Source organism: Trinickia sp. (assembly GCF_051953405.1).
In the GTDB taxonomy this organism is placed as follows: domain Bacteria; phylum Pseudomonadota; class Gammaproteobacteria; order Burkholderiales; family Burkholderiaceae; genus Trinickia.
This window is the reverse complement of the sequence record NZ_JBQCIV010000129.1, coordinates 1-21,146: the sequence shown is the minus strand read 5'-3', so window position 1 is coordinate 21,146 and position 21,146 is coordinate 1. Positions and strand designations below refer to the sequence as shown.

Genomic DNA, 21,146 nt, shown 5'->3' with positions numbered 1-21,146 from the left:
CCACGGTCTTCGTCTCGACAACAAGGCATCGCTGCTTTATGGCGCCCGAACCTACTTCATCAACGGTGAAGAATCGGCCCTTCCCCGCAGTCGCAAATGGCTCTGCGAATTGGCCGACGCTCGACGAATGGAGGGGAAACGCTTTGTAACACTCTCGACCGATGGGTCGGTGACAGGCCTGCTGTACGAGTGGTATCGTGCCGGCTGGGTACGAGTCGGCGCATTCCCATGAAGCTGGCCGCCCAACCTATCGATTACGGTTAAATTCTGTATGAGAAAGGCAACGTATTGACCCTGCTTTGTCGACGGTCGATACGAAAGTGCATATAATTTCCGCCCAAGCCGTGGGGAAGATTCACGCTCTGAAGTGCATCCCACCAGCGGCCTAGGTTGGTGTTGGAGCACATTACCGGTATTATTTCGCGCTGTTGCTTACCTTTAACCATAAAAGGACGTGATCATGAAGAAATCCCTCCTCGTAGCATCCCTGTTGGCAGCTGTTGCACTCGCTGCGTGCAACAAGAGCAGCGACCAAAACGCTGCCGCTCCGGCTAGCGACGCTGCCGCCGCTTCGGCTCCGGCTGCTGCTGCTTCGGATTCGGGCGCTGCTGCTTCGGGCGCTGCCGCTGCTGCGAGCGACGCCACGGCTGCTGCGAGCGACGCTGGTGCTGCCGCTTCGAGCGCTGCTGCTGCTTCGGACGCTGCTGCGTCGGGTGCTGCTGCCGCTTCGGGCGCAAGCCAGTAAGCCTCTGCCTGCAACGAGGCAACAAAAAACCGGCCTTGAGCCGGTTTTTTGTTGCCCGTACGAATCGCGAGAAAGGCTATTTCCGTTTGCCTCGCTGCGCCGCCGAGCGGCAGATCGCTGTGCGCGATCGAACACACGACGGGTCGCCCTAGCTCACCCCCCACTCCCACCGCATCGCAACCAGTCGAATCCCCGCTCCTGCGTGGCGACCACGACGTCCTCGGCGGCCGCGCCTAGCACGCCAGCCAGCGCCCCTTGCGCAAGCTCCGGCAAATTGTTCTGTTGGCTCAAATGCGCAGCCACGACATGCGAGAGCCGCGTCCGATCCAACGCTTGCAGAATTCCCGCCGCCGCATCGTTGCTCAAATGCCCATGACTGCCGCCGATGCGCGCCTTCAACGACTGCGGATACCGGCTCGTCGCCAGCATGCGCGCGTCGTGATTGCATTCGAGCACGAGGGCATCGCAACCGCTTAGCATGGCCGTGATATGCGGCGTAGAGGTGCCGACATCCGTTAGGACGCCTAAACGGCGTGCGCCGTCGGAGAAAACGAATTGGAGCGGCTCGCGCGCGTCGTGGGGCACCGTATAGGGCAACACCTGGAGATCGCCGATCGCGGCCGTCTCGTCGCCCCAGAGCACGTGCAAATCGACGTCGGCACTATCGGCCCCCACGGCCTTCGCCGTCCCCCAGCTCATATAGAGCGGCAACGACCACTTGCGCGCAAGCGTCAAGGCGCTGCCGATGTGGTCGCTGTGTTCGTGGGTGATAAGAACGGCATCGAGCGCGTCGATGCCGCATTGGAGGCGGGCCAACCGGCGTTCCAGCTCTTTGGCGGAGAACCCGCAATCGAGCAGCACCCGGGTCGTGGTCTGGCCGCTCGTGGCCTCGACGACGAGGGCGTTGCCCTCGCTACCGCTGCCGAGGCTAGCGAAACGCATGAGTGAAGATCAGTTCAGTTGCGCGTGCAGCAGCGAAATGAGGTTCTTGGCTTCGGACGAAGTATCCGCCTGCCCGCTTGCATCGACAACGGATACTTCGGTGCCCGTGCCCTTCGCTTGAACGTTGACGAGGAACTCCTTGCCGCTCTTTTGCTTGGGCGCGCTATAGAACAGCTTGCCGAACAACCCGTCGCGCTTGAGTTCTTGTGTCGAATCGGCGTAGCGAACGTAGTAGATGCCCTTTTCGCGATCGCGATTATCGACCGTAAAATTCGTGCGATCGAGCGCGAGCCCGACGCGCAACCACGCGACGTCGAACCGATCGGCCAGATCCAGCGTCGTCGCGCCGCCGCTCATATCGATCGTGGCCGGCGCCGACGCTGGCCGCGCATCGGCGAGCAGTTGCTTCGACTGGGCTTCGGTCAGACCGAATTGCTCCATCAGCTTCGACAAGAACACGGCTTCGAGCACCGGGTTACGCGGACGCTCGATCCACCGCGACGAAGACTTGTCCTGCCCCGTCAACATCTCTTCGAGCGCGCTGTGCGTGATCGAAATGTCGGTGGTGCCGTTGGCCCCGCGCTCGACGAGCGTACGGAAGCTGTCGCGCGTACCCGACGAGTAAGCGAAATCGATCACGTGGCCGATCGTGCGCCGGAACCAATCGTCGGGAATGTTCGCGCGGTTCTCGGCCCAATCGGTCGTCATGATCCCCGTTGCCGGCGCATCGGTCTTCAGCACGAAGCCGTTCGCTTTCCAAAACTCCTCGAGCTGCGGCCATAGCTGATCGGGCGCGCGCCCATCGACCACGAGCCAGCGGCGATCGCCGTCGCGTTCGACGTGCATGCCGAGCGGATCTTGCGCGGTCGGGACGCCCTCGCTCGAATTACCGGCTGACGTGACATTGCGCGACGGCGCGCCGCCGAGCGCGGCACTGACGGGCGGTGCCGTGTACTGCGGCTGCACCTTGGCCGCCTCGAGATCGCTCGGCACCTTCAGCGGGGGCGCCGACCCGGTCGATTTGTAATCGACGCGATCGGTGGCAAACCAATCGTTGAGCGTATCGCACCCCGCGAGCGTGGAAACGGCGAGGACGAGCGCTAAAGCGCGGATGGCAGGGAAAGAGAAAGCGGAACGTTTCATGAGGTCCTTCGTGATGCGCAACACATGCCTACGACGGCGCCGAGCGCGCGACTACGACGCTATACCGACGCCGATGAATGCAATGAATCCGAAAAGGCGACGCCGCTGCCTGCCGGCTCGTTTTAACCGAGCAGACCGGCTTCGACCAATGCACCGCGCACCACCTCGTGGCAGCGTGCATCGAGCGGCGTCAGCGGCAGCCGGATGCCGCCCTTGATACGCCCCATTTGCTCGAGCGCCCATTTCACCGGGATCGGATTCGCTTCGATGAACAGGTTCTTGTGCACCGACAGCAGCTTGAAGTGAATGTCGCGCGCGGTTTTCGCGTCGCCTGCGATCGCCGCCTTGCACAGCTCGCTCATCGCACGCGGCGCGACGTTCGCCGTCACCGAGATGTTACCGTGCCCGCCGAGCAGCATGAGTGCGATGGCGGTCGGGTCGTCCCCGCTGAAAATCGAGAAACCGGCGGGTGCGCCTTTGATCAGGTGCGCCGCACGCTCCAGGTTGCCCGTCGCTTCCTTGATGCCGATGATGCCCGGCACTTGCGCGAGCCGCAGCGCGGTTTCGGTTGCCATATCGGCGACCGTTCGGCCCGGCACGTTGTACAGAATGACGGGGAGATCGACCGATTCCGCGATCTTCGCGAAATGGCGATAGATGCCCTCTTGCGTCGGCTTGTTGTAGTAAGGGACGACTTGCAGCGTGGCGTCGGCACCGATGGCCTTCGCCTGTTTCGTCAATTCGATGGCTTCGACCGTCGAATTGCCGCCCGCGCCCGCGATGACGGGAATGCGCCCCGCCGTGTGCTCCACGGCTGTCTTGATCATGAGGACGTGCTCTTCGACCGCTAACGTGGCCGATTCGCCGCTCGTTCCGACGACACAAAGCGCGTCGGTCCCCTCCTCGATATGCCAATCGATCAGCTTGCGAAACGCCGGCAGATCGAGCCCGCCGTCTTCCAGCATCGGTGTGACGATCGCCGGAATGCTGCCGCCAATGCGCAGGCCGCCTTGGGTACCGCTGGATGTGCCGTTAGCCATGAAACGCCATGAATTCAAACGTGAAAACGCGATTGTAGCGGATTAACCGGCCAAATCGTAACGAGCGAGCGTCGCGACGGCCGAACCGCTCTCTCGCAGCGCTTCGCTCCGGTAGAACGGCGCAAATTCGCTGCAAGAAAGCGGGCCGGGCAAGCGACCAGTACTGTCCTTACGAATACGACAAGCCCATCGCCTCGCGCACGTCGCGCATCGTCTCCGTCGCGAACTTGCGCGCCTTGTCGCAGCCGTCGGCCACGATCGCGCGCAGCAACGACGGATCGTCCATGTATTTCTGGGCGCGCTCGAGCATCGGCTGCTGTTCGCGCAAAATGCCTTCGATCACGGGCTGTTTGCACTCGAGGCAGCCGATCCCCGCGGAACGGCACCCTTGTTGCACCCACTGGTGCGTCGTTTCGTCGGAGTAGACCTGGTGCAGTTGCCAGACCGGGCACTTGTCCGGATCGCCGGGGTCGGTGCGGCGCACCCGCGCGGGATCGGTCGGCATCGTGCGAACCTTCTTCGTGATCGTCTCCGCGTCTTCGCGCAAGCCGATCGTATTGCCGTACGACTTCGACATCTTTTGCCCGTCGAGGCCCGGCATGCGCGACGCCTTGGTCAGCAACACTTGCGGCTCGACGAGGATGATCTTGCGCGAGCCCTCGAGATAGCCGAACAGCCGCTCGCGGTCGTTCATCGACAAGCTCTGCGACTCTTGCAGCATCGCGCGCGCTTGCTCGAGCGCTTCGTCGTCGCCGTCTTGCTGGTAGGCGTTGCGCAGTTCGTGATAGAGCTTCGCCCGCTTGCCGCCGAGTTTTTTCGCCGCTTCGAGCGCCTTTTCCTCGAAGCCCGGCTCGCGCCCGTAGAGATAATTGAACCGGCGCGCGATCTCGCGCGTCATTTCGACGTGCGGTACTTGGTCTTCGCCGACGGGCACCAGCGATCCGCGGTAGAGCAAAATATCGGCCGCCATCAACACCGGATAGCCCAGGAAGCCGTACGTCGACAAATCCTTGTCCTTGAGCTTCTCGATCTGCTCCTTGTAGGTCGGCACCCGCTCGAGCCAGCCGAGCGGCGCGCTCATGCCTAGCAGCAACGCGAGTTCGGCATGCTCCGGTACGCGGCTTTGGATGAACAGGGTGGCCTGCGCCGGATCGATACCCGAGGCGAGCCAGTCGATCAACACCTCCCAGACATTCTTTTCGATCACCTCGGGCGTCTCGTAGTGCGTTGTCAGCGCGTGCCAATCGACAACGCAAAAGAAGCACGGATATTCCGACTGGAGCCGAACCCAGTTCTTGAGCACACCGTGGTAGTGGCCGAGGTGAAGCGACCCTGTCGGGCGCATGCCGGAGAAGATGCGGTCTGGAAACATGGTGTCAGTTCAGGAGCGAAGCAAGAGGAGTCAGGAGGATCGTCACGGCATCGTAGCCGACCGAAATAAGCGGGCCTAGCCACACTTTCGTCAGAAGGCCCGTCATCACGAGCACCATGACGATGAAAAAACCGTAAGGCTCCAAACGGGCGAGCGAAATCGCCTGTCGCGGAGGCAACAGCGCCGTCAATACGCGACCGCCGTCGAGCGGCGGCAACGGGAACAGGTTCAGCACGCAGAGCACGAGATTGACGCCGACACCCGCGCTCGCCATGCGCGTGAAGAACGGTTCATCGATGCCGAGCGCCGGGAGCATGATGCTGACGACACCCCAAAGCAGCGCTTGCACGAAGTTGCATAGCGGGCCGGCCAACGCCACCCAAAACGTCCCCCAGCGCGGATTGCGCAGGTTCCGAAACGCCACGGGAACGGGCTTCGCGTAGCCGAACAAAAAGGAGCCGCCCGTGACGAAATAGAGCAGCAACGGGATGGCGATCGTGCCGAGCGGATCGATGTGGCGCATCGGATTGAACGATACGCGCCCCATCATGTAGGCCGTGTTGTCGCCGAGCAGGCGCGCCACATAGCCGTGCGCCGCCTCGTGTAGCGTGATGGCGAAAATCACGGGCAGCGCATAAACGACGATCGTCTGGATTAAAGAGGGATTCATGGAAGTATTGTAACAAGCACCCGGGCTCGGCCCCGCCCGCGCGGGGGTTCCGTTCGCTATGCCGAGAGCCCGAACGGTTCCAGCGCCCCACGCCCGGCGCGCACGAGCACAGGCTCCTCGCTCGTCAGGTCGATGACCGTCGACGGTTCCCGCGGGCAAGCGCCGCCGTCGATCACTAAATCGATTTCTTTTTCGAGACGCGAACGGATTTCTTCCGGATCGTTTAACGGCTCGTCTTCGGAGGGGAGAATCAGCGTCGTGGCGATCAACGGCTCGCCCAGTGCTTCTAGCAGCGCGAGCGTGATCGCATGGTCGGGAACGCGCAATCCGATCGTCTTACGCGACGGATGCGACAGGCGCCGCGGCACTTCTTTCGTCGCCAGCAAAATGAAAACGTACGGCCCCGGCGTGACGGACTTGATCAGGCGAAACTGCCGATTGTCGACCATCGCGAACGTGGCGAGTTCCGACAAGTCGCGCACGAGCAGCGACAAATGCTGCCGCTCGTCGAGCCCGCGAATGCGGCGCAGACGCGTCACGGCGTTTTTGTCGTCGAGCCGGCAAGCGAGGGCGTAGCTCGAATCGGTGGGCAAGGCGATCACGCCGCCGTCCTTGACGATCTGGATCGCTTGCGCGATCAGGCGAGGCTGCGGATTGTCAGGATGAATCCGGAAAAATTGGGACATGAGAGCGATCGATGAGCCGGCGGAAACGGCGACGCCCCGGTACGGGCCTCGCATGATGCCGCGGACGATGGGGCTGGCCGCGAACCGGATGAAGCGAAAGCGCCGAGCCTACAGCCAGCGCTCCCAGACGGGCGTGAGATCGGACGGCAACGGCGGCAGCTTGCCGAGTTCGGTGCGCCCTTCCGACGGCGCATGGAAGTCCGACCCGCGCGACGCCTCGAAACCGAAACGGCGAGCGACGTCGGCATATTCGCGGTATTGGTCGGGCGTGTGGCTGCCCGTCACCACTTCGATGGCCTTCCCGCCTAACTCCAAAAATTGGCCGAACAACGTATCGAATTCCAGGGGCGTGTATTTGTAGCGGCCAGGATGCGCAATGACCGCAACCCCACCCGCGGCGCCGATCCATTGCACCGCCTCCTCGAGCGAGGCCCACCGGTGCGGCACGTAGCCTGGCTTGCCTTCGCCGAGATACCGTTCGAAGACGTCGGGCGTCGATTGCGCATAGCCCTTCTCCACCAGGAACCGGGCAAAGTGCGTGCGCGAGATGAGATCGGGGTTCGACACATAGCGCAGCGCGCCCTCGTAAGCCCCTTCGATGCCGAGCGCGGCGAGCGCATCGGCCATTGCTTGGGCACGCGCGGTCCGACCGCTGCGCGTGGCGAGCAGCCCCGCAACGAGCGCCGGGCACGCCGTGTCGATCCCGAGCCCGACGACGTGCACCGTGCGCGACGCCCATGTCACCGAGATTTCCACCCCCGTGACGTACCCCATGCCGAGCGATTCGGCCTCGCTGCGAGCCTGCGCCTGCCCGGCCACTTCGTCGTGATCGGTCAGCGCCCACAGGCTTACGCCGCCCGCGTGCGCGCGGCGCGCGACCTCAAAGGGCGCGAGCTGGCCGTCGGAGACGTTCGAATGACAATGGAGGTCGGCGTTCATGCTTTGGAGATCGAGTGATCGTCCTATTTTACCCGCAACGGACAAATTCGGCCGGTCATCCGCTCGTCGCGAAACGCCTCGCGGCGCGTCTTCGCAAGCCGTCTCGCCGCGGGCGCCGAACGCTGGGCGTCCGGCGCGGAGTTCACGCGCAAAACGCTTCGATCAGTGCCGCGATCTGCTCGGGTTGGTCGTGGTGAACCATGTGGCCGGCATCCTCGATGAGCTTCTCGCGCCAATCGGGAAACGCCTGAAAACGCGCTTTGTATTCGTCGAGCGGAATCTCGCCGGCCAGCATCGCCAAGGTGGGAGACCCCACCGCTTCCACGTGCAAAACCTTGGCCGCGACGTTCGACCACACCGCCATCACCTCGTCGAGACGGTAGAGCAGCGGCCCATGATGTTTGTGCGCCGGGTCGGCCAGCAACATGTAGCGGCCATCATCCGAGCGCTTGGCCCAATGGCGCGCCAGAAAGCGTGCACGCTCGGGCGCGAGCCGGGGATTCGTCTTGATCAGGCGAGCGGCGACATCGTCGAGCGTCGCGTAGGTCTTGAGCTGCGCCGGTTCGCGAATGTCGTCGAGCCACGTTGCAAGGCGCCGCGGCCAATCGCTCGGGCGCGCCGGCGCGAGCCCGAACCCTTCCAGATCGACGACGCGCCGGACCCGCTCCGGCCGCGCCCCCGCATACAGGCACACGACGTTCGCCCCCATGCTGTGCCCCACGAGATTGACCTGCCCTGTCGGCGCGTAGCGATCGAGCAACGCCTCGAGATCGGACAGGTACTCGTGAAACCAGTAATGCCCGCCGCCCCGTTCGGCCACCGGCCAGTCGGAGAGCCCGAACCCGCGCGCATCGGGGGCGATCACCTGCCAATCGCCGCCGAGCGCATCGACCACGAATTGAAACGATGCGGAAACGTCCATCCAGCCATGCAGCATGAACAGCGTGGGCGCGTCGGGGTTGCCCCAGCGCCGAACGTGCAGCTTGACGCCACGCACGGTCACGAAATCGGATTGCGGAGTGTTCATAGTCTATCGACGAGCGCGACAAAAAAAGAATGGTCGTTCGATTATATCGGGCTCTCGAAAGTTTCGCTGCGGTGCCCGGGCGCCGCGAGGTAAACGAACGCTTGCAGCAATGCACCGAGAGCCGGCTATGCCCGGCTTCCCCGCGGCGCGGGTCCGATCATCCGACGCTTTGCCGGGTCAGCGCTCGCGCGGCTTCGCAGTGTCGGGTTCGTTTGCCGCCGTGGACGCCTGGGCCGCCAATGCCGTCAGTTCCGCCTCGTCGAACCCCGCCTCGCGTCTGGCGTCGAAGTTGAACGGCCCGCGCAATCGCGGCGCCCGATATTGCTCGGCCAGACGCGCATACGTCTCGTGCGGCTCCGATCCCCGCGCGTGGCAAAGAGACCGAAACCATCGGTTGCCGATGCGCACGTGGCCGATCTCGTCGCGCAGAATCACATCGAGTATCGCGGCCGAAGCCGCATCGCCCGCTTGCATGAGACGCGCGCGAATCGGCGGCGACGCATCGAGCCCGCGCGCCTCTAGCGTGCGCGGCACGAGCGCCATGCGTGCCAATACGTCGTCGCGCGTGCGCGCACACATGTCCCACAGCCCGTCGTGAGCCGGGAAATCGCCGTAGGTATGGCCGAATTCGACCAGGCGCGCTTGCAGCAGCCCGAAATGATGCGCTTCTTCTACCGCCACGCGCAGCCAGTCGGCGTAGAACGCCTCCGGCATACCCGCGAACCGCCATACGGCGTCGAGCGCCAGGTTGATCGCATTGAATTCGATATGCGCGATCGCATGGAGCAAAACGGCGCGGCCCTCTTCGGTCTGCATGCCGCGGTGGCGCAACGCACGGGGCTCGACGAGTTCCGGCCTAGCGGGACGACCGGGCACGAGCGCCGATTCCTCGATGCGCTCCTCCGGGCGACATACCGCATCGCCTGCCTCGTAGCGGTCGCGCAACGTACCGACCGCGGCAACCTTCGCGCCCGGCTCCCGTTCGCATAGCGCCGCGAGCGCCAAGCGGCGCATGCTGGGCGCCGGGTCGTCGGTCGAAAAAGGGTGGGATGCGAGACGGTTCATCGATAGGGACACTTCGCAAGTAGCGGGACGCGGGACGGCGGCGGCATATCGGCGCGGGAGCGCCCCGCCACCGCACATGGGCGGACCGTTTACAATATGCGATTCGACACCGCGCGTGCCCGCGCTTTCATGCCGCGGCATTGTACCGGCCGCGCGCCGCTCGCCAAAGGAGACATTGTGCCGATCTACAAGCTGGGAGAACACGCTCCCACGATTCACGAAAGCGTCTTCGTGGCCGATACCGCCACCATCGTCGGCAAGGTCACGCTCGAAGAAAACGCCAGCGTCTGGTTCGGTGCGGCCATTCGTGGCGACAACGAGCCGATCGCGATCGGCGAGGGCAGCAACGTGCAAGAAGGCGCCGTGCTCCACACCGATCCGGGCCGCCCGCTTTCGATCGGCAAAGACGTGACGGTCGGACACCAGGCGATGCTGCACGGCTGCACGATCGGCGACGGCTCGCTCGTGGGGATTCAAGCGGTGATCTTGAACGGTGCGGTCATCGGCCGCCACTGCCTGGTGGGCGCGGGCAGCGTCGTCACCGAAAACAAAACGTTCCCCGACCGCTCGCTAATTTTGGGTGCACCGGCTCGCGTGGCTCGGGAACTGACGGACGAGGAAGTGAAAGGCCTCGAACAGAGTGCCAAAAACTATGTCGACCGCCGCGACTTGTTCAAGGCACAGCTCGTGCGGATCGGCTAAAGCGCGGTGTTCGGGATGCCGCTTCGCCGCCGGGAATGCCGGCGGCATCGTTGATTGAAGGAAAAGTTGTGGACGACCAGTTGCAAAAATTCATGTTCGCCGCCGCGCCGGTGCGGGGCGAGATCGTTTCCCTGCGAAACACGTGGCAGGAAGTGCTCACGCGCCGACAGTACCCCACTGCGGTGCGCGATATCCTCGGCGAAATGATGGCCGCCTGCGCCTTGTTGTCCGCGAACCTAAAATTCGACGGCACGATGATCATGCAAATTTTCGGTGACGGTCCGATCAAAATGCTCGTCGTGCAGTGCAGCTCCGAATTGACGATGCGCGCAACGGCGAAGATGTCGAGCGAATACGACGAAACGCTGAACGGCGATCTTTCGTTCGTCGAGCTGCTCAACGCGAGCGGTCACGGGCGCTGCGTCATCACGCTCGATCCGAACAACAAGCTGCCCGGCCAGCAGCCCTATCAGGGCATCGTGCCGCTCAACGGCGTAGACGGCCCGCTGCAGTCGATCGCGCAAGTGCTCGAACACTACATGCATCATTCGGAACAGCTCGATACGCGGCTATGGCTTGCCGCCAATACCGAGCGCGCCGTCGGCATGCTGCTGCAGAAATTGCCCGGCGACGGCGGCATCGTGCCGCATGCCGGCGAACACGACGCCGATACCTGGGAGCGCGTCTGCGTGCTCGGCGGCACGCTCTCGCAGGACGAACTGCTCAAAGAGGAACCGCAGACAGTCTTCAGGCGTCTATTTTGGCAAGAGAACGTGCAGCACTTCGCGCCGGCGCTCACGCGCTTCGAATGCAGCTGCACGCGCGAGCGCGTCGGTTCGATGCTGAAGATGCTCGGGCGCGAGGAAGTGGAGAGCGTCCTGGTCGAGCAAGGCCAAGTGGAAATCCATTGCGAGTACTGCAACCAACGCTACGAGTTCGACCCGGTCGATATCGCCCAGCTATTCGCAGCCAGCGAAGTGGCGGCCGGTGTCGCGCCGGTGCAGTCGCAACGGCACTGAGCGGCGCACGGGTCGGCTGCTCGTGGCACGGCCGCTCGCGCGCGTCGCTCGTCGAGACATTCGGAGTTCGCCACCCATGAACGCATTGCCCCGCCCCCTTCGCCCCCTCCGCCCCCTTTGCGCCGTTAGGCCGCATCCATTCGCACGTGCGCCCCGGCGCATCGCGGCCCTCGTTATTTGCGCAAGCGCGATTGCCGCACTGTCCGGATGCGTCGTCGGCCCGCCCCCGCCGCCGTCAGGCGTGATACTGAGCCGTCTCGCGCCCGGTCAACCAGGCGCCGGCGAGAGCGCACATCGGCTGAGCCCGGAAGAGCAAAAGCGCTATGCCGAGATCGATAAGCAGGTCATTCGCGAACAAAACGATGCGATCGCCGCCGGCGCGTGGGCGCGATACTACGCGCCCTACTATGACTCGCCGGCCGTCAGCTTCGGCGGATATTACGGCGGATGGAACAGCGGTTGGGGTGTGGGGTATTACAGTCCCGGCTACTATCCGGGCTGGTGGTGGTAAGCACGCGGGCGCGGCGTTTCGTCCGCCGCATCTCGCGTATCGCGCGTCGCGAAGGATCAACCCGCGCTGCGATGCTTGGGCGCAGCCGCGTGTTTAGCCTTCTCGGCGGCGCGCTTTTTTTCCGCGCGCTTCGGCTTTTCGCGTGAAACCGGGTTCGGTACGACGCTTACGGGTGCGGCCGAGACTTCTCCGCGCGTGGACGTGTTGCTCGGCACGAGCGTGACAGGTGCATTGGAAGTCGCGTTCGGCGATACGAACTGCACGAACACTTCCCCGTTCTTGACCATCCCCATCTCGTAGCGCGCCCGCTCTTCCACCGCGGACGTGCCGTTCTGCAAGTCTTGCACTTCGCCCTCGATGCGCTCGTTGCGCAATTTTTCGTCGGCGTTCTTTTGCTGTTGCGCGGCTAATTCGCCACGCAGTTCGTGAACGCTCAGCCACCCGCCATGGCCCCACCAGAGCGGATACTGAATCAGCGCGAGCAAGGCGAGGAGGACGACGGTGACGAGGCGCATTCAAAAGGCCGCAGATTCAAAATCGCCCCGTGCGCCCCCAAAGGCATAGCCTTGGGGGTGAAGCACGGGGCGGCACGCTAAACGAACGAGTGAGGCGACGGACGCGTCAACGCAGATTGTAGAACGTCGACTTGCCGGGGTAGCTGGCGATGTCGCCGAGATCTTCCTCGATACGCAGCAATTGGTTGTACTTCGAGATGCGATCGCTGCGCGAGAGCGAACCCGTCTTGATCTGGCCGGCGTTCAGGCCCACGGCGATGTCGGCGATGGTCGAGTCTTCCGTCTCGCCCGAGCGGTGCGAGATGACAGCCGTGTAGCCCGCACGCTTCGCCATTTCGATCGCGGCGAACGTTTCGGTCAACGTGCCGATCTGGTTGATCTTGATCAGGATCGAGTTCGCGATGCCCTTTTCGATGCCTTCCTTCAGGATACGCGTGTTCGTCACGAACAGATCGTCGCCGACGAGTTGGATCTTCTTGCCGAGCTTATCCGTCAGCAGCTTCCAGCCGTCCCAGTCGCTCTCGTGCATCCCGTCTTCGATCGAGACGATCGGGAATTTATCGGCGAGCGTTGCCAGGTAATCGGTGAACTCGGCCGACGACAACTGCAGCCCTTCACCGGCCAGTTGGTATTTGCCGTCGTGATAGAACTCGCTGGCCGCGCAGTCGAGCGCGAGCAAGACGTCTTCGCCTGCGCGGTAGCCGGCCTTCTCGATGGCTTGCAAGATGGCCGAGAGGCATTCGGCGTTGCTGCCGAAGTTCGGCGCGAAACCGCCTTCGTCGCCCACCGCCGTGCTCATGCCGCGATCGGACAGGATCTTCTTCAGCGCGTGGAACACTTCGGCGCCGCAGCGCAGCGCTTCGCGGAAGGTGGGCTGGCTGACCGGGACGATCATGAACTCTTGGATGTCCAGGCTGTTGTTCGCGTGCGCGCCGCCGTTGACGATGTTCATCATCGGCACGGGCAGTTGCATCGCACCCGAGCCGCCGAAGTAACGGTACAGGGGCAGGCCCGCTTCCTCGGCGGCCGCCTTGGCGACAGCCATCGAAACGGCCAGCATCGCGTTCGCGCCGAGGCGCGACTTGTTGTCGGTGCCGTCGAGTTCGAGCAGCGTCTTGTCGAGGAACGCTTGCTCCGATGCGTCGAGGCCCATGATTGCCTCGGAAATCTCGGTGTTGATATGTTCGACCGCCTTGAGCACGCCCTTGCCGTTGTAGCGGCCGGCTTCCCCGTCACGCAGCTCGATGGCCTCGCGCGAGCCCGTCGACGCGCCTGACGGCACCGCCGCACGACCCATCGTGCCCGATTCGAGCAGCACATCGCATTCGACGGTCGGGTTGCCTCGGGAATCCAAAATTTCGCGGCCGATGATATCTACGATTGCACTCATGATTTCCTCTAGAAAAGACGATGAATTTCTCGTTTTGACGGGTGCAGTCAGTTGAAATCGCGCTCGATGAACGGAGTGCGTTTCACGACGGTATCCAATGCGACCAGCGTCTCCAGCAAGTCGCCCATGCGACGCAGCGGAACGGCATTCGGGCCGTCCGACAACGCGCACGCGGGATCGGGGTGCGTCTCCATGAACAAGCCCGCAACGCCCACGGCCACGGCCGCGCGCGACAGCACCGGGACGAATTCGCGCTGCCCGCCCGAACTCGTGCCCTGCCCGCCCGGCAGTTGCACGGAGTGCGTGGCGTCGAAGACGACAGGTGCGCCCGTCTCGCGCATGATGGCAAGCGAGCGCATGTCGGAGACGAGGTTGTTGTAGCCGAACGATACGCCGCGCTCGCATGCGAGGAAGCGGTCTTCCGACAAACCCGCTTCGCGCGCGGCGTCACGCGCCTTGTCGATGACGTTCTTCATGTCGTGCGGCGCGAGAAACTGGCCCTTCTTGATGTTGACGGGCTTGCCCGAGCGCGCGCAGGCATGAATGAAATCGGTTTGACGGCACAAAAACGCCGGGGTCTGCAAGACGTCGACGACCGATGCAACCTGTTCGATCTCGTCGATGCCGTGGACGTCGGTGAGCACCGGCACGCCCAACTGCCGCTTCACTTCGGACAGGATGCGCAAGCCTTCGTCCCTGCCGAGGCCTCTGAACGACTTGCCCGAGCTGCGGTTGGCCTTGTCGTACGACGACTTATAAATGAACGGGATGCCGAGCTTGGCGCAAATCTCTTTGAGCCGGCCCGCCGTATCGATCGTCATTTGCTCCGATTCGACGACGCAGGTGCCCGCGATCAGGAAAAACGGCCGATCGAGACCGACTTCGAAGTCGCACAGCTTCATGCCTTCTCCTTGCGCGCTTCGTGACACGCCAAGGCCGCTTCGACGAACGACTTGAACAGCGGGTGGCCGTCGCGCGGCGTCGACGTGAACTCGGGGTGGAACTGCACGCCGACGAACCACGGATGCAGGCTGCGCGGCAGCTCCATCATCTCGGGCAAATCTTCGCTCGGCGTACGCGCGCTGATGATAAGGCCGCCGGCCTCGAGCTGCGGCACGTAGCGGTTATTGACTTCATAACGGTGACGATGGCGCTCGTTCACATCCTTGCCGTAAATTTCCTCGGCGAGCGTGCCGGCCTTGACCGGGCAACGCTGCGAACCCAGGCGCATCGTGCCGCCGAGATCGGAATCGTCCGAGCGCTTCTCGACCCGCCCTTCGCGGTCGTACCACTCGGTAATCAGCGCGACGACGCGATGCGCCGTGGCGGTATCGAATTCCGTGCTGTTCGCGCCTTGCAGGCCGACGACGTCGCGGGCGAACTCGATCACGGCCAGCTGCATGCCGAGACAGATGCCGAGATACGGCACCTTCGCTTCGCGCGCATAGCGGATCGCGGCAATCTTGCCTTCCGTGCCGCGACGGCCGAAACCGCCCGGTACCAGCACGGCGTCGAGATGCTTGAGGCTTTCGACACCCTCGGCTTCGATCTGTTCCGAATCGATGTACTCGATGTTGACCTTCGTCGACGTATGCACCGAGGCATGGCGCAGCGCTTCGATCAGCGATTTGTACGATTCCGTCAGATCGACGTATTTGCCGACCATGCCGATCGTGACTTCATGCTTGGGGTGTTCGAGCTTGTCGACGATCTCCGACCACATCGACAAATCGGCCGGATTCGGCTGAAGCTTCAGTTCGTCGCAGATGATGCTATCGAGCCCTTGGTCGTGCAGCATCTGCGGAATCTTATAGATGCTGTCGGCGTCCCACACCGAAATGACGGCTTCCTCGGGCACGTTCGAGAACATCGAGATCTTCTTGCACTCGTCGTCCGGAATGCGGCGATCGGCACGGCACAGCAGCACGTGCGGCAAGATCCCGATCTCGCGCAGTTTCTGCACGCTGTGCTGGGTCGGCTTCGTCTTCAGTTCGCCGGCCGTGGCGATGAACGGCACGAGCGTCAGATGGACGAAGCACGCGCTGTTGCGGCCGAGACGCAAGCTCATTTGCCGCGCCGCCTCGAGGAACGGCAGCGATTCGATATCGCCGACCGTGCCGCCGATTTCGACGATCGCCACGTCGGGCTCGCCGCACGTGGCCGACGCCGCGCCGCGCTCGATGAATGCCTGGATTTCGTTCGTGATGTGCGGGATCACCTGCACCGTCTTGCCGAGGTAATCGCCACGACGCTCCTTGCGAATCACCGATTCGTAGATCTGCCCAGTCGTGAAGTTGTTCGCGCGGCGCATCTTCGTGCTGATGAACCGTTCGTAGTGACCGAGGTCGAGATCCGTCTCTGCGCCGTCTTCGGTCACGAACACTTCCCCGTGTTGAAACGGGCTCATCGTGCCGGGGTCGACGTTGATGTAGGGATCGAGCTTGAGGAGGGTGACTTTCAGACCGCGCGATTCGAGAATCGCGGCGAGAGAAGCGGCGGCAATGCCCTTGCCGAGGGACGACACTACGCCGCCGGTGACGAAAACATATTTGGTCATCGCTGGATGCTCGCGGGAAAAACGGATTATACCTTAGGGTTGGCCCGAACCCCAGCCCCCAGCCCGCTACCACCACCGCTACCGTGCGTCGCGCAACGTCCTCAACATCCCTTGCAGGGCCCGCGCCGTCTCGATCGGCCGCTCCATCGGGAACAGATGGCTCCCTTGCATCCACTCGACGCGGCCGTGGGCCGCGCGTTGCGTCGCCTCGAGGCCTACTTGCCGGATTTCCTTCGAGTGCGTGCCGGCGATGAAGCCGAGCGGCACCGGTGCGCCGTGCGCGAGCCGCGGGCCCAGGGTGCGTGGCAACGTGCGATAGATCCGGTATTCGATCTCGCGGTTGAAGGCGAGCGTGCGTTTGCCGTCCGGCGCGTTTTGCGGAATGCCGAAATCGATGTAATCGGACAAAACGCGCTCATCCCAACGCGCGAACGCGCTCTTGGCATGGAAGTGGCGCCAGGCCTCTTCGCGGCTCGCCCATTGCGTGCGGCGCTTGCGCGTGGCCGCGGCGGGGGAAAGCCGCTCGTCGAGCCCCGTCCATTGCGTGAAGCGCAAGACGTTCGCGCGCCAGCCGGCGATCACGGGCGAGTCGAGCATCACGACCCCGCGCACCCAGTGCGGGTGCTTGAGCGCCGCCATGAGCGACAAGTAGCCGCCCAGCGAGTGGCCCACGAGCCACACGGGGCGCTCGTACCGCTGGCCGATATCGGCCAGCAATTCGTCGACGAGATGCGGCCAATCGCTCGTGACGGGATAGCGGGGATCGTGGCCGATGCGCTCGATGTAGCGAAGCTCGTAATCATCGGAAAGTTCGGCGAACAGCGTGCGGTAAATCGACGCCGGAAAACCGTTCGCATGCGAAAAGTGGATGATGTCTTTCAAGCGCCGCTGCCTCCAAGTTCGTTTGCCCTTATCGATCCATCCAGTAGCGAGTGTGCGTTTCTCGATAGCGCTCGAGCGCGAGCCGGCCGTCGATCGTGGCCACTCGGATCGCGCCGTCGCGGTCCGTCCGGGCGAGCGTGATGCCGCGCGCTTCGAAGCGAGCCCATACCTGCGGATGGGGATGGCGAAAGCGATTGCGATAGCCTACCTGAAATATGGCCACGCGCGGATCGACCGAGTCGAGGAAAGGCTCGGTGGACGATGTCTTGCTTCCATGATGCGCGACGAGCAGCACGTCGGCGCGCAAGGCCTCGGGCGCGCGGCTCACGAGCGTTCGTTCCGCCGGTGCCCCGATATCGCCCGTCAGCAAAGCGCTCATGCCACGCGCGCTGACCTTCAACACGCACGATTGCGCGTTCGACTGCCGCGGCAACCGTCCCGGATCGGGCCACAGCACCTCGAAATCGACGCCGTCCCAGCGCCAGCGCTGCCCCGCCGCGCAACGCAAGCGCTCGCCCCCGCTTGCGCGCGACGCATCCCAGACGCGGTGAACGGGCGGCAAGCCGCCGAGCACCTGGCCGACATCGGATGCCTCGAGCACCGCGGGCACACCGCCCGCGTGATCCGCATCGCCGTGGCTCACGACCAAGGTATCGAGCCGCGCCACGCCGTTTGCCCGCAGAAACGGGACGACGATCCGCTCGCCGGCATTCGTCGATTCGGCGCCCGGGCCCGCATCGAACAAGAGCGCGCGACGACGCGTTTCGATGAGGATCGACGCGCCCTGCCCGATGTCGAGCGCGGTGAGCCGGAAAGCGCCCTCCTCGATGCCGGGCGGCGGCGGTGCGATCAGCGGCAGCCACGCGAGCGGTGCCGCGAAACGCAACGGCCAACCGCGCGGCATCAGGCACAGCGCAACGCCAGCGAGCGCCGAGGCGAGCGCCCACAACGACGGCTGCGCGGGATAACGATCGGCCCAAGCCGATTGCGCCAGCGCGTCGAGCAGGCTCATGAGCGGCGCCAGCAAACCATGCGCGAGTTCATAAGCGAGCCCATCGAGCGGCGCCGGCAAAGCGAGCGCGACGAGCACCACCGGCACGACGAGCACGCTGATCCAAGGCACCGCGATGGCGTTCGCGAGCGGGCCGACAAGCGAGACTTGCGAGAACCAGAAGGCGGTGAGCGGCGCCAAGCCGATCGTCACGGCCCACTGGGCGCGAATTGCATCCGCGCATCGCCCGTATGCGGCGGCGAGACGTCGGCGCCATACGACGCGAGCAGTTCCGCGCGATGGCGCGAGCGGTGCCTGCCAGCCTGGGTCGCTCGTGCGCGCCGCCTCGATTGGGTCGAGCATGCCCTCCGTCTCTTCGCGTGCGCGAAGCCGTCCTCGCATGGCAAACGCGATGAACCCGACGGCCCCGAACGACAGCCAAAATCCGGCCGCGGTCGGCGCCCAGGGATCGACGACAAGCACGAGCGCCGCGGCCCAAGCAAGGACGAGCGAGAACGCGACGCGATGGCCGAGCACGTAGGCCACGCTGACCGCCACGAGCATCCACAAAGCGCGCTGGGCCGGGACGTTGAACCCCGCGAGCGCGGCATAGGCGGCCGCGCTCGCCACGCCGGCCACCGCCGCGACGATCGGGGCGGGTACCACGAGCGGCCATTCGCGGGCGCCGACACGCGCGAGCATCGCGCCGAATCCGCACGAGCGGCGCCACAACGCAGCGGCGAGCGTTGCGCAGAGCCCCGCGACGAAGCCGATATGCAGCCCCGACACGGCGACGAGATGACTGGTGCCGGTCCGGCGCAGCACGAGCCGGTCGGCATCGGCGATGCCCTCCTGCGCGCCGATGGCGAGCGCCGTCACGATGCCGCGATGCGCGGCGTCGGCCAGCGCCTGCGAGACGCGTGCGCGTAAAGCGAAGCGCGCACGATCGATCGCCGTCCCGAACCCGCCGCCTCGGCCGGGCAACCGCTTCGTCTGAGCGGCAGCGACGACGTAGCCGGTCGCCCGCACGCCCCGTGCAAGCAACGCCGCTTCGGCATTGTGCCCACCGAAGTTCGCGTAACCATGAGGGCGCTTGAGCCGCACCGCGAAACGCCAGCGATCGCCGGGCTTTAGCGGCGGCACGTCATGGGCGCCGCGACCGTTCCATGCGAGCTGGATGATCGACGGGAAACGCTCGATGCCGGTGCGGCGTCGAACGTCGTCGACATCGACGGCAAACATGAATCGTGCGCTTGCCCCATCTTGGGCGGGCAGACCTCGAACGTAGCCGGATAGTGCGAGTTCTCGCGATTCCCATGCGCCGGGCAGCGCTTGCGCCAATCGTACTTGCGCCCGCACGGCCGCATAGGTGTGGCCCATGATCAGCGCGGCGACGAACCACGCCGCAGGCGCGACGAGGGCCCGCGACGAAGCCAACCCTCGTTCGTGCAGACGCGAGCGGGGCGCAAGGAAGGACGCCGACGCCGCGCGCGTTCGCTCCCGCACGAGCACAGCACACGCGGCTGCGAACAGCGCCCCGAGCGCACCCCACTCCCCCGCGCCCGGCAATGCCGCGCGTTGCTGCAGCGCCGCGATGCCCAGCGCGAAGCCGATCAGCATCGTCCGCACTCGCCCTCCTTCGATCAGCGCGCCGATAGGCGAATCCGGCCTCGACCTTCGGCTGCAGGATCGTGCCCGCGTGTCGGAACGAGCCTGCGTTGCCACGAGAACAGCCCCGGAAACAGGGAACGGCGCTAACGATTGCCGATTATCCGCAAGCGAGCGCGAGACGGGGCAGCGCGGCGTGAGCGTTGGCCATTGTGCCTACCGCGAGTTCGTCGATGCCGATGCCCCGCAATTCGGCGATGACAGCACCGATGCGCGGTACTTGATCGGGTGCGTTGCGTTGCTTGTAGAGCCAGGCGGGAGGAATGTCGGGGGCGTCGGTTTCCACGACGAGCGCCGCGAGCGGCAGTTCGGCGGCGAGCCGCCTAATCTGACGGGAGCGCTCGAACGTTACGTTGCCGCCGAATCCGAGGCGCACGCCTTGGTCGATGAACGCCTGCGCCTGCTGAAAGCTGCCGTTGAAGGCGTGGGCGATGCCACGTTTGACGCCGTAACGGCGCAAGCCCTTGAGAACGAGGTCTTGCGACTTGCGCACGTGGCAGATCACGGGCAAGTCGAACTCGCGAGCGAGCGCGAGTTGTGCGTCGTAGAAATGGCGTTGGCGCGTGTCGTCGAGATCCGGCACGAAGTAGTCGAGTCCGATTTCGCCGATCCCGACGAACCGAGGATCGTCGAGACTCGCTTCGATCTCGCGGCGCAGCGCCTCGAGATCCGCCTCGCCCGCGTCACGGGTGAACAGCGGGTGGATGCCGAGCGCATAGACGCCGCCCGCGATGCGATGCGCCAGCGCACGCACGGTCGAGAAGTTTCCGCGCCCCACGGCCGGGATCACGATGCGCCCCACCCCGCAAGCTTGTGCGGCCAATGCGACCGTTTCGCGATCGCCGTCGAACTCGCCTGCGTCCAGATGACAGTGCGTATCGATCCACATAGCGACGCTCCGTGAGGCCGTTTTGCCCGTTTTACCCTTTTTGCGCTAGACGGGAACGGACGGTTCTTCGTGCAGCACGCCGTCGCGCAGACGCAAAATACGATCGCAACGGCCCGCCAAGTCGACATCGTGCGTGACGATGACGAAGCTCGTTTCGAGCGTGGCGGACAATTCGAGCATGAGATTGAAGACGTTGTCCGCCGTTGCGCCGTCGAGATTGCCGGTCGGCTCGTCGGCCAGCACGCAGGCCGGCTTGGACACCAGCGCGCGTGCGATCGCGACACGCTGACGCTCCCCGCCCGAGAGTTCGCCGGGACGATGCTTCGCACGGTGAGCCAGGCCCACGCGTTCGAGCATGGCCAGCGCTTCGCGCCGTGCGTCCTCGGGCGCGAG

22 protein-coding genes are annotated in these 21,146 nt (G+C 64.4%); 5 read left to right on the top strand and 17 right to left on the bottom strand.

Translation table 11 applies throughout. From position 1 onward, the window contains the following. Positions 1-232, top strand: a 232-nt coding sequence (locus ACTHN9_RS23320; protein ID WP_440539162.1) for a winged helix domain-containing protein, incomplete at its 5' end; no start/stop codon positions are given. Positions 233-460: 228 nt separating this feature from the next. Next, positions 461-745: a hypothetical protein gene (locus ACTHN9_RS23315; protein WP_440539160.1), complete on the top strand. Its 285-nt coding sequence runs from the start codon at positions 461-463 to the stop codon at positions 743-745. A 153-nt stretch (positions 746-898) separates the two neighbouring features. On the opposite strand, the gene ACTHN9_RS23310 is transcribed toward ACTHN9_RS23315, so the two are convergent. The 9 genes from ACTHN9_RS23310 to ACTHN9_RS23270 form a co-directional block, all read right to left on the bottom strand. Continuing rightward, entirely contained in the window at positions 899-1,687 is a 789-nt protein-coding gene (locus ACTHN9_RS23310; RefSeq protein ID WP_440539159.1) for an MBL fold metallo-hydrolase, read from the bottom strand. Positions 1,688-1,696: 9 nt separating this feature from the next. Further along, positions 1,697-2,830, bottom strand: a complete 1,134-nt coding sequence (bamC, locus tag ACTHN9_RS23305; RefSeq protein ID WP_440539158.1) for an outer membrane protein assembly factor BamC — start codon at positions 2,828-2,830, stop codon at positions 1,697-1,699. A 122-nt stretch (positions 2,831-2,952) separates the two neighbouring features. Continuing rightward, entirely contained in the window at positions 2,953-3,870 is a 918-nt protein-coding gene (dapA, locus tag ACTHN9_RS23300) for a 4-hydroxy-tetrahydrodipicolinate synthase (RefSeq protein ID WP_440539157.1), read from the bottom strand. A 169-nt stretch (positions 3,871-4,039) separates the two neighbouring features. Further along, positions 4,040-5,242: a tryptophan--tRNA ligase gene (locus ACTHN9_RS23295; RefSeq protein ID WP_440539156.1), complete on the bottom strand. Its 1,203-nt coding sequence runs from the start codon at positions 5,240-5,242 to the stop codon at positions 4,040-4,042. Between the two features lie 4 nt (positions 5,243-5,246). Then, positions 5,247-5,912: a site-2 protease family protein gene (locus ACTHN9_RS23290; protein WP_440539155.1), complete on the bottom strand. Its 666-nt coding sequence runs from the start codon at positions 5,910-5,912 to the stop codon at positions 5,247-5,249. A 56-nt stretch (positions 5,913-5,968) separates the two neighbouring features. Further along, the gene (locus ACTHN9_RS23285) at positions 5,969-6,598 is read right to left on the bottom strand and encodes an L-threonylcarbamoyladenylate synthase (protein ID WP_440539154.1); all 630 of its coding nucleotides are present in this window, start codon (positions 6,596-6,598) and stop codon (positions 5,969-5,971) included. A gap of 108 nt (positions 6,599-6,706) precedes the next feature. Further along, positions 6,707-7,537, bottom strand: a complete 831-nt coding sequence (locus ACTHN9_RS23280) for a 3',5'-nucleoside bisphosphate phosphatase (protein WP_440539153.1) — start codon at positions 7,535-7,537, stop codon at positions 6,707-6,709. 142 nt (positions 7,538-7,679) lie between these two features. Next, positions 7,680-8,564 (bottom strand): alpha/beta fold hydrolase, encoded by an 885-nt coding sequence (locus tag ACTHN9_RS23275; protein ID WP_440539152.1) that lies wholly within the window; start codon positions 8,562-8,564, stop codon positions 7,680-7,682. 177 nt (positions 8,565-8,741) lie between these two features. Further along, positions 8,742-9,629, bottom strand: a complete 888-nt coding sequence (locus ACTHN9_RS23270; RefSeq protein WP_440539151.1) for a ferritin-like domain-containing protein — start codon at positions 9,627-9,629, stop codon at positions 8,742-8,744. Between the two features lie 177 nt (positions 9,630-9,806). Between ACTHN9_RS23270 and ACTHN9_RS23265 the strand changes: the two genes are divergently transcribed. The 3 genes from ACTHN9_RS23265 to ACTHN9_RS23255 all read left to right on the top strand — a co-directional run bounded on the left by ACTHN9_RS23265 (position 9,807) and on the right by ACTHN9_RS23255 (position 11,861). After that, a complete protein-coding gene (locus tag ACTHN9_RS23265; RefSeq protein ID WP_440539150.1) occupies positions 9,807-10,331 on the top strand; it encodes a gamma carbonic anhydrase family protein in 525 nt (174 codons plus the stop codon). A gap of 68 nt (positions 10,332-10,399) precedes the next feature. Beyond that, on the top strand, positions 10,400-11,350 hold the full coding sequence (gene hslO / locus ACTHN9_RS23260) for an Hsp33 family molecular chaperone HslO (protein WP_440539148.1): 951 nt from the start codon (positions 10,400-10,402) through the stop codon (positions 11,348-11,350). A gap of 76 nt (positions 11,351-11,426) precedes the next feature. Then, complete coding sequence (locus ACTHN9_RS23255) at positions 11,427-11,861, top strand: hypothetical protein (RefSeq protein ID WP_440539147.1); 435 nt, start codon at positions 11,427-11,429, stop codon at positions 11,859-11,861. A 56-nt stretch (positions 11,862-11,917) separates the two neighbouring features. Here ACTHN9_RS23255 and ftsB read toward each other — a convergent pair whose 3' ends face one another. The 8 genes from ftsB to ACTHN9_RS23215 all read right to left on the bottom strand — a co-directional run. Next, positions 11,918-12,376, bottom strand: coding sequence for a cell division protein FtsB (gene ftsB / locus ACTHN9_RS23250; protein WP_440539146.1), 459 nt, complete (start codon positions 12,374-12,376; stop codon positions 11,918-11,920). A gap of 106 nt (positions 12,377-12,482) precedes the next feature. After that, complete coding sequence (eno, locus tag ACTHN9_RS23245; RefSeq protein WP_102611888.1) at positions 12,483-13,766, bottom strand: phosphopyruvate hydratase; 1,284 nt, start codon at positions 13,764-13,766, stop codon at positions 12,483-12,485. A gap of 47 nt (positions 13,767-13,813) precedes the next feature. After that, positions 13,814-14,668 carry a 3-deoxy-8-phosphooctulonate synthase gene (gene kdsA, locus ACTHN9_RS23240; RefSeq protein WP_440539144.1) on the bottom strand — a complete coding sequence of 285 codons (855 nt, stop codon included), beginning with the start codon at positions 14,666-14,668 and terminating at the stop codon, positions 13,814-13,816. Next, on the bottom strand, positions 14,665-16,323 hold the full coding sequence (locus ACTHN9_RS23235; RefSeq protein ID WP_440539143.1) for a CTP synthase: 1,659 nt from the start codon (positions 16,321-16,323) through the stop codon (positions 14,665-14,667). The genes kdsA and ACTHN9_RS23235 overlap by 4 nt, the downstream gene beginning before the upstream one ends. Positions 16,324-16,401: 78 nt before the next feature. Continuing rightward, positions 16,402-17,205, bottom strand: a complete 804-nt coding sequence (locus ACTHN9_RS23230; RefSeq protein ID WP_440539142.1) for an alpha/beta fold hydrolase — start codon at positions 17,203-17,205, stop codon at positions 16,402-16,404. 28 nt (positions 17,206-17,233) lie between these two features. Next, the gene (locus tag ACTHN9_RS23225; RefSeq protein ID WP_440539141.1) at positions 17,234-19,825 is read right to left on the bottom strand and encodes a DNA internalization-related competence protein ComEC/Rec2; all 2,592 of its coding nucleotides are present in this window, start codon (positions 19,823-19,825) and stop codon (positions 17,234-17,236) included. A 139-nt stretch (positions 19,826-19,964) separates the two neighbouring features. Next, on the bottom strand, positions 19,965-20,753 hold the full coding sequence (locus ACTHN9_RS23220; RefSeq protein ID WP_440539140.1) for a TatD family hydrolase: 789 nt from the start codon (positions 20,751-20,753) through the stop codon (positions 19,965-19,967). 45 nt (positions 20,754-20,798) lie between these two features. After that, the coding region (locus tag ACTHN9_RS23215; RefSeq protein WP_440539139.1) for an ABC transporter ATP-binding protein at positions 20,799-21,146 on the bottom strand (348 nt) is incomplete at its 5' end.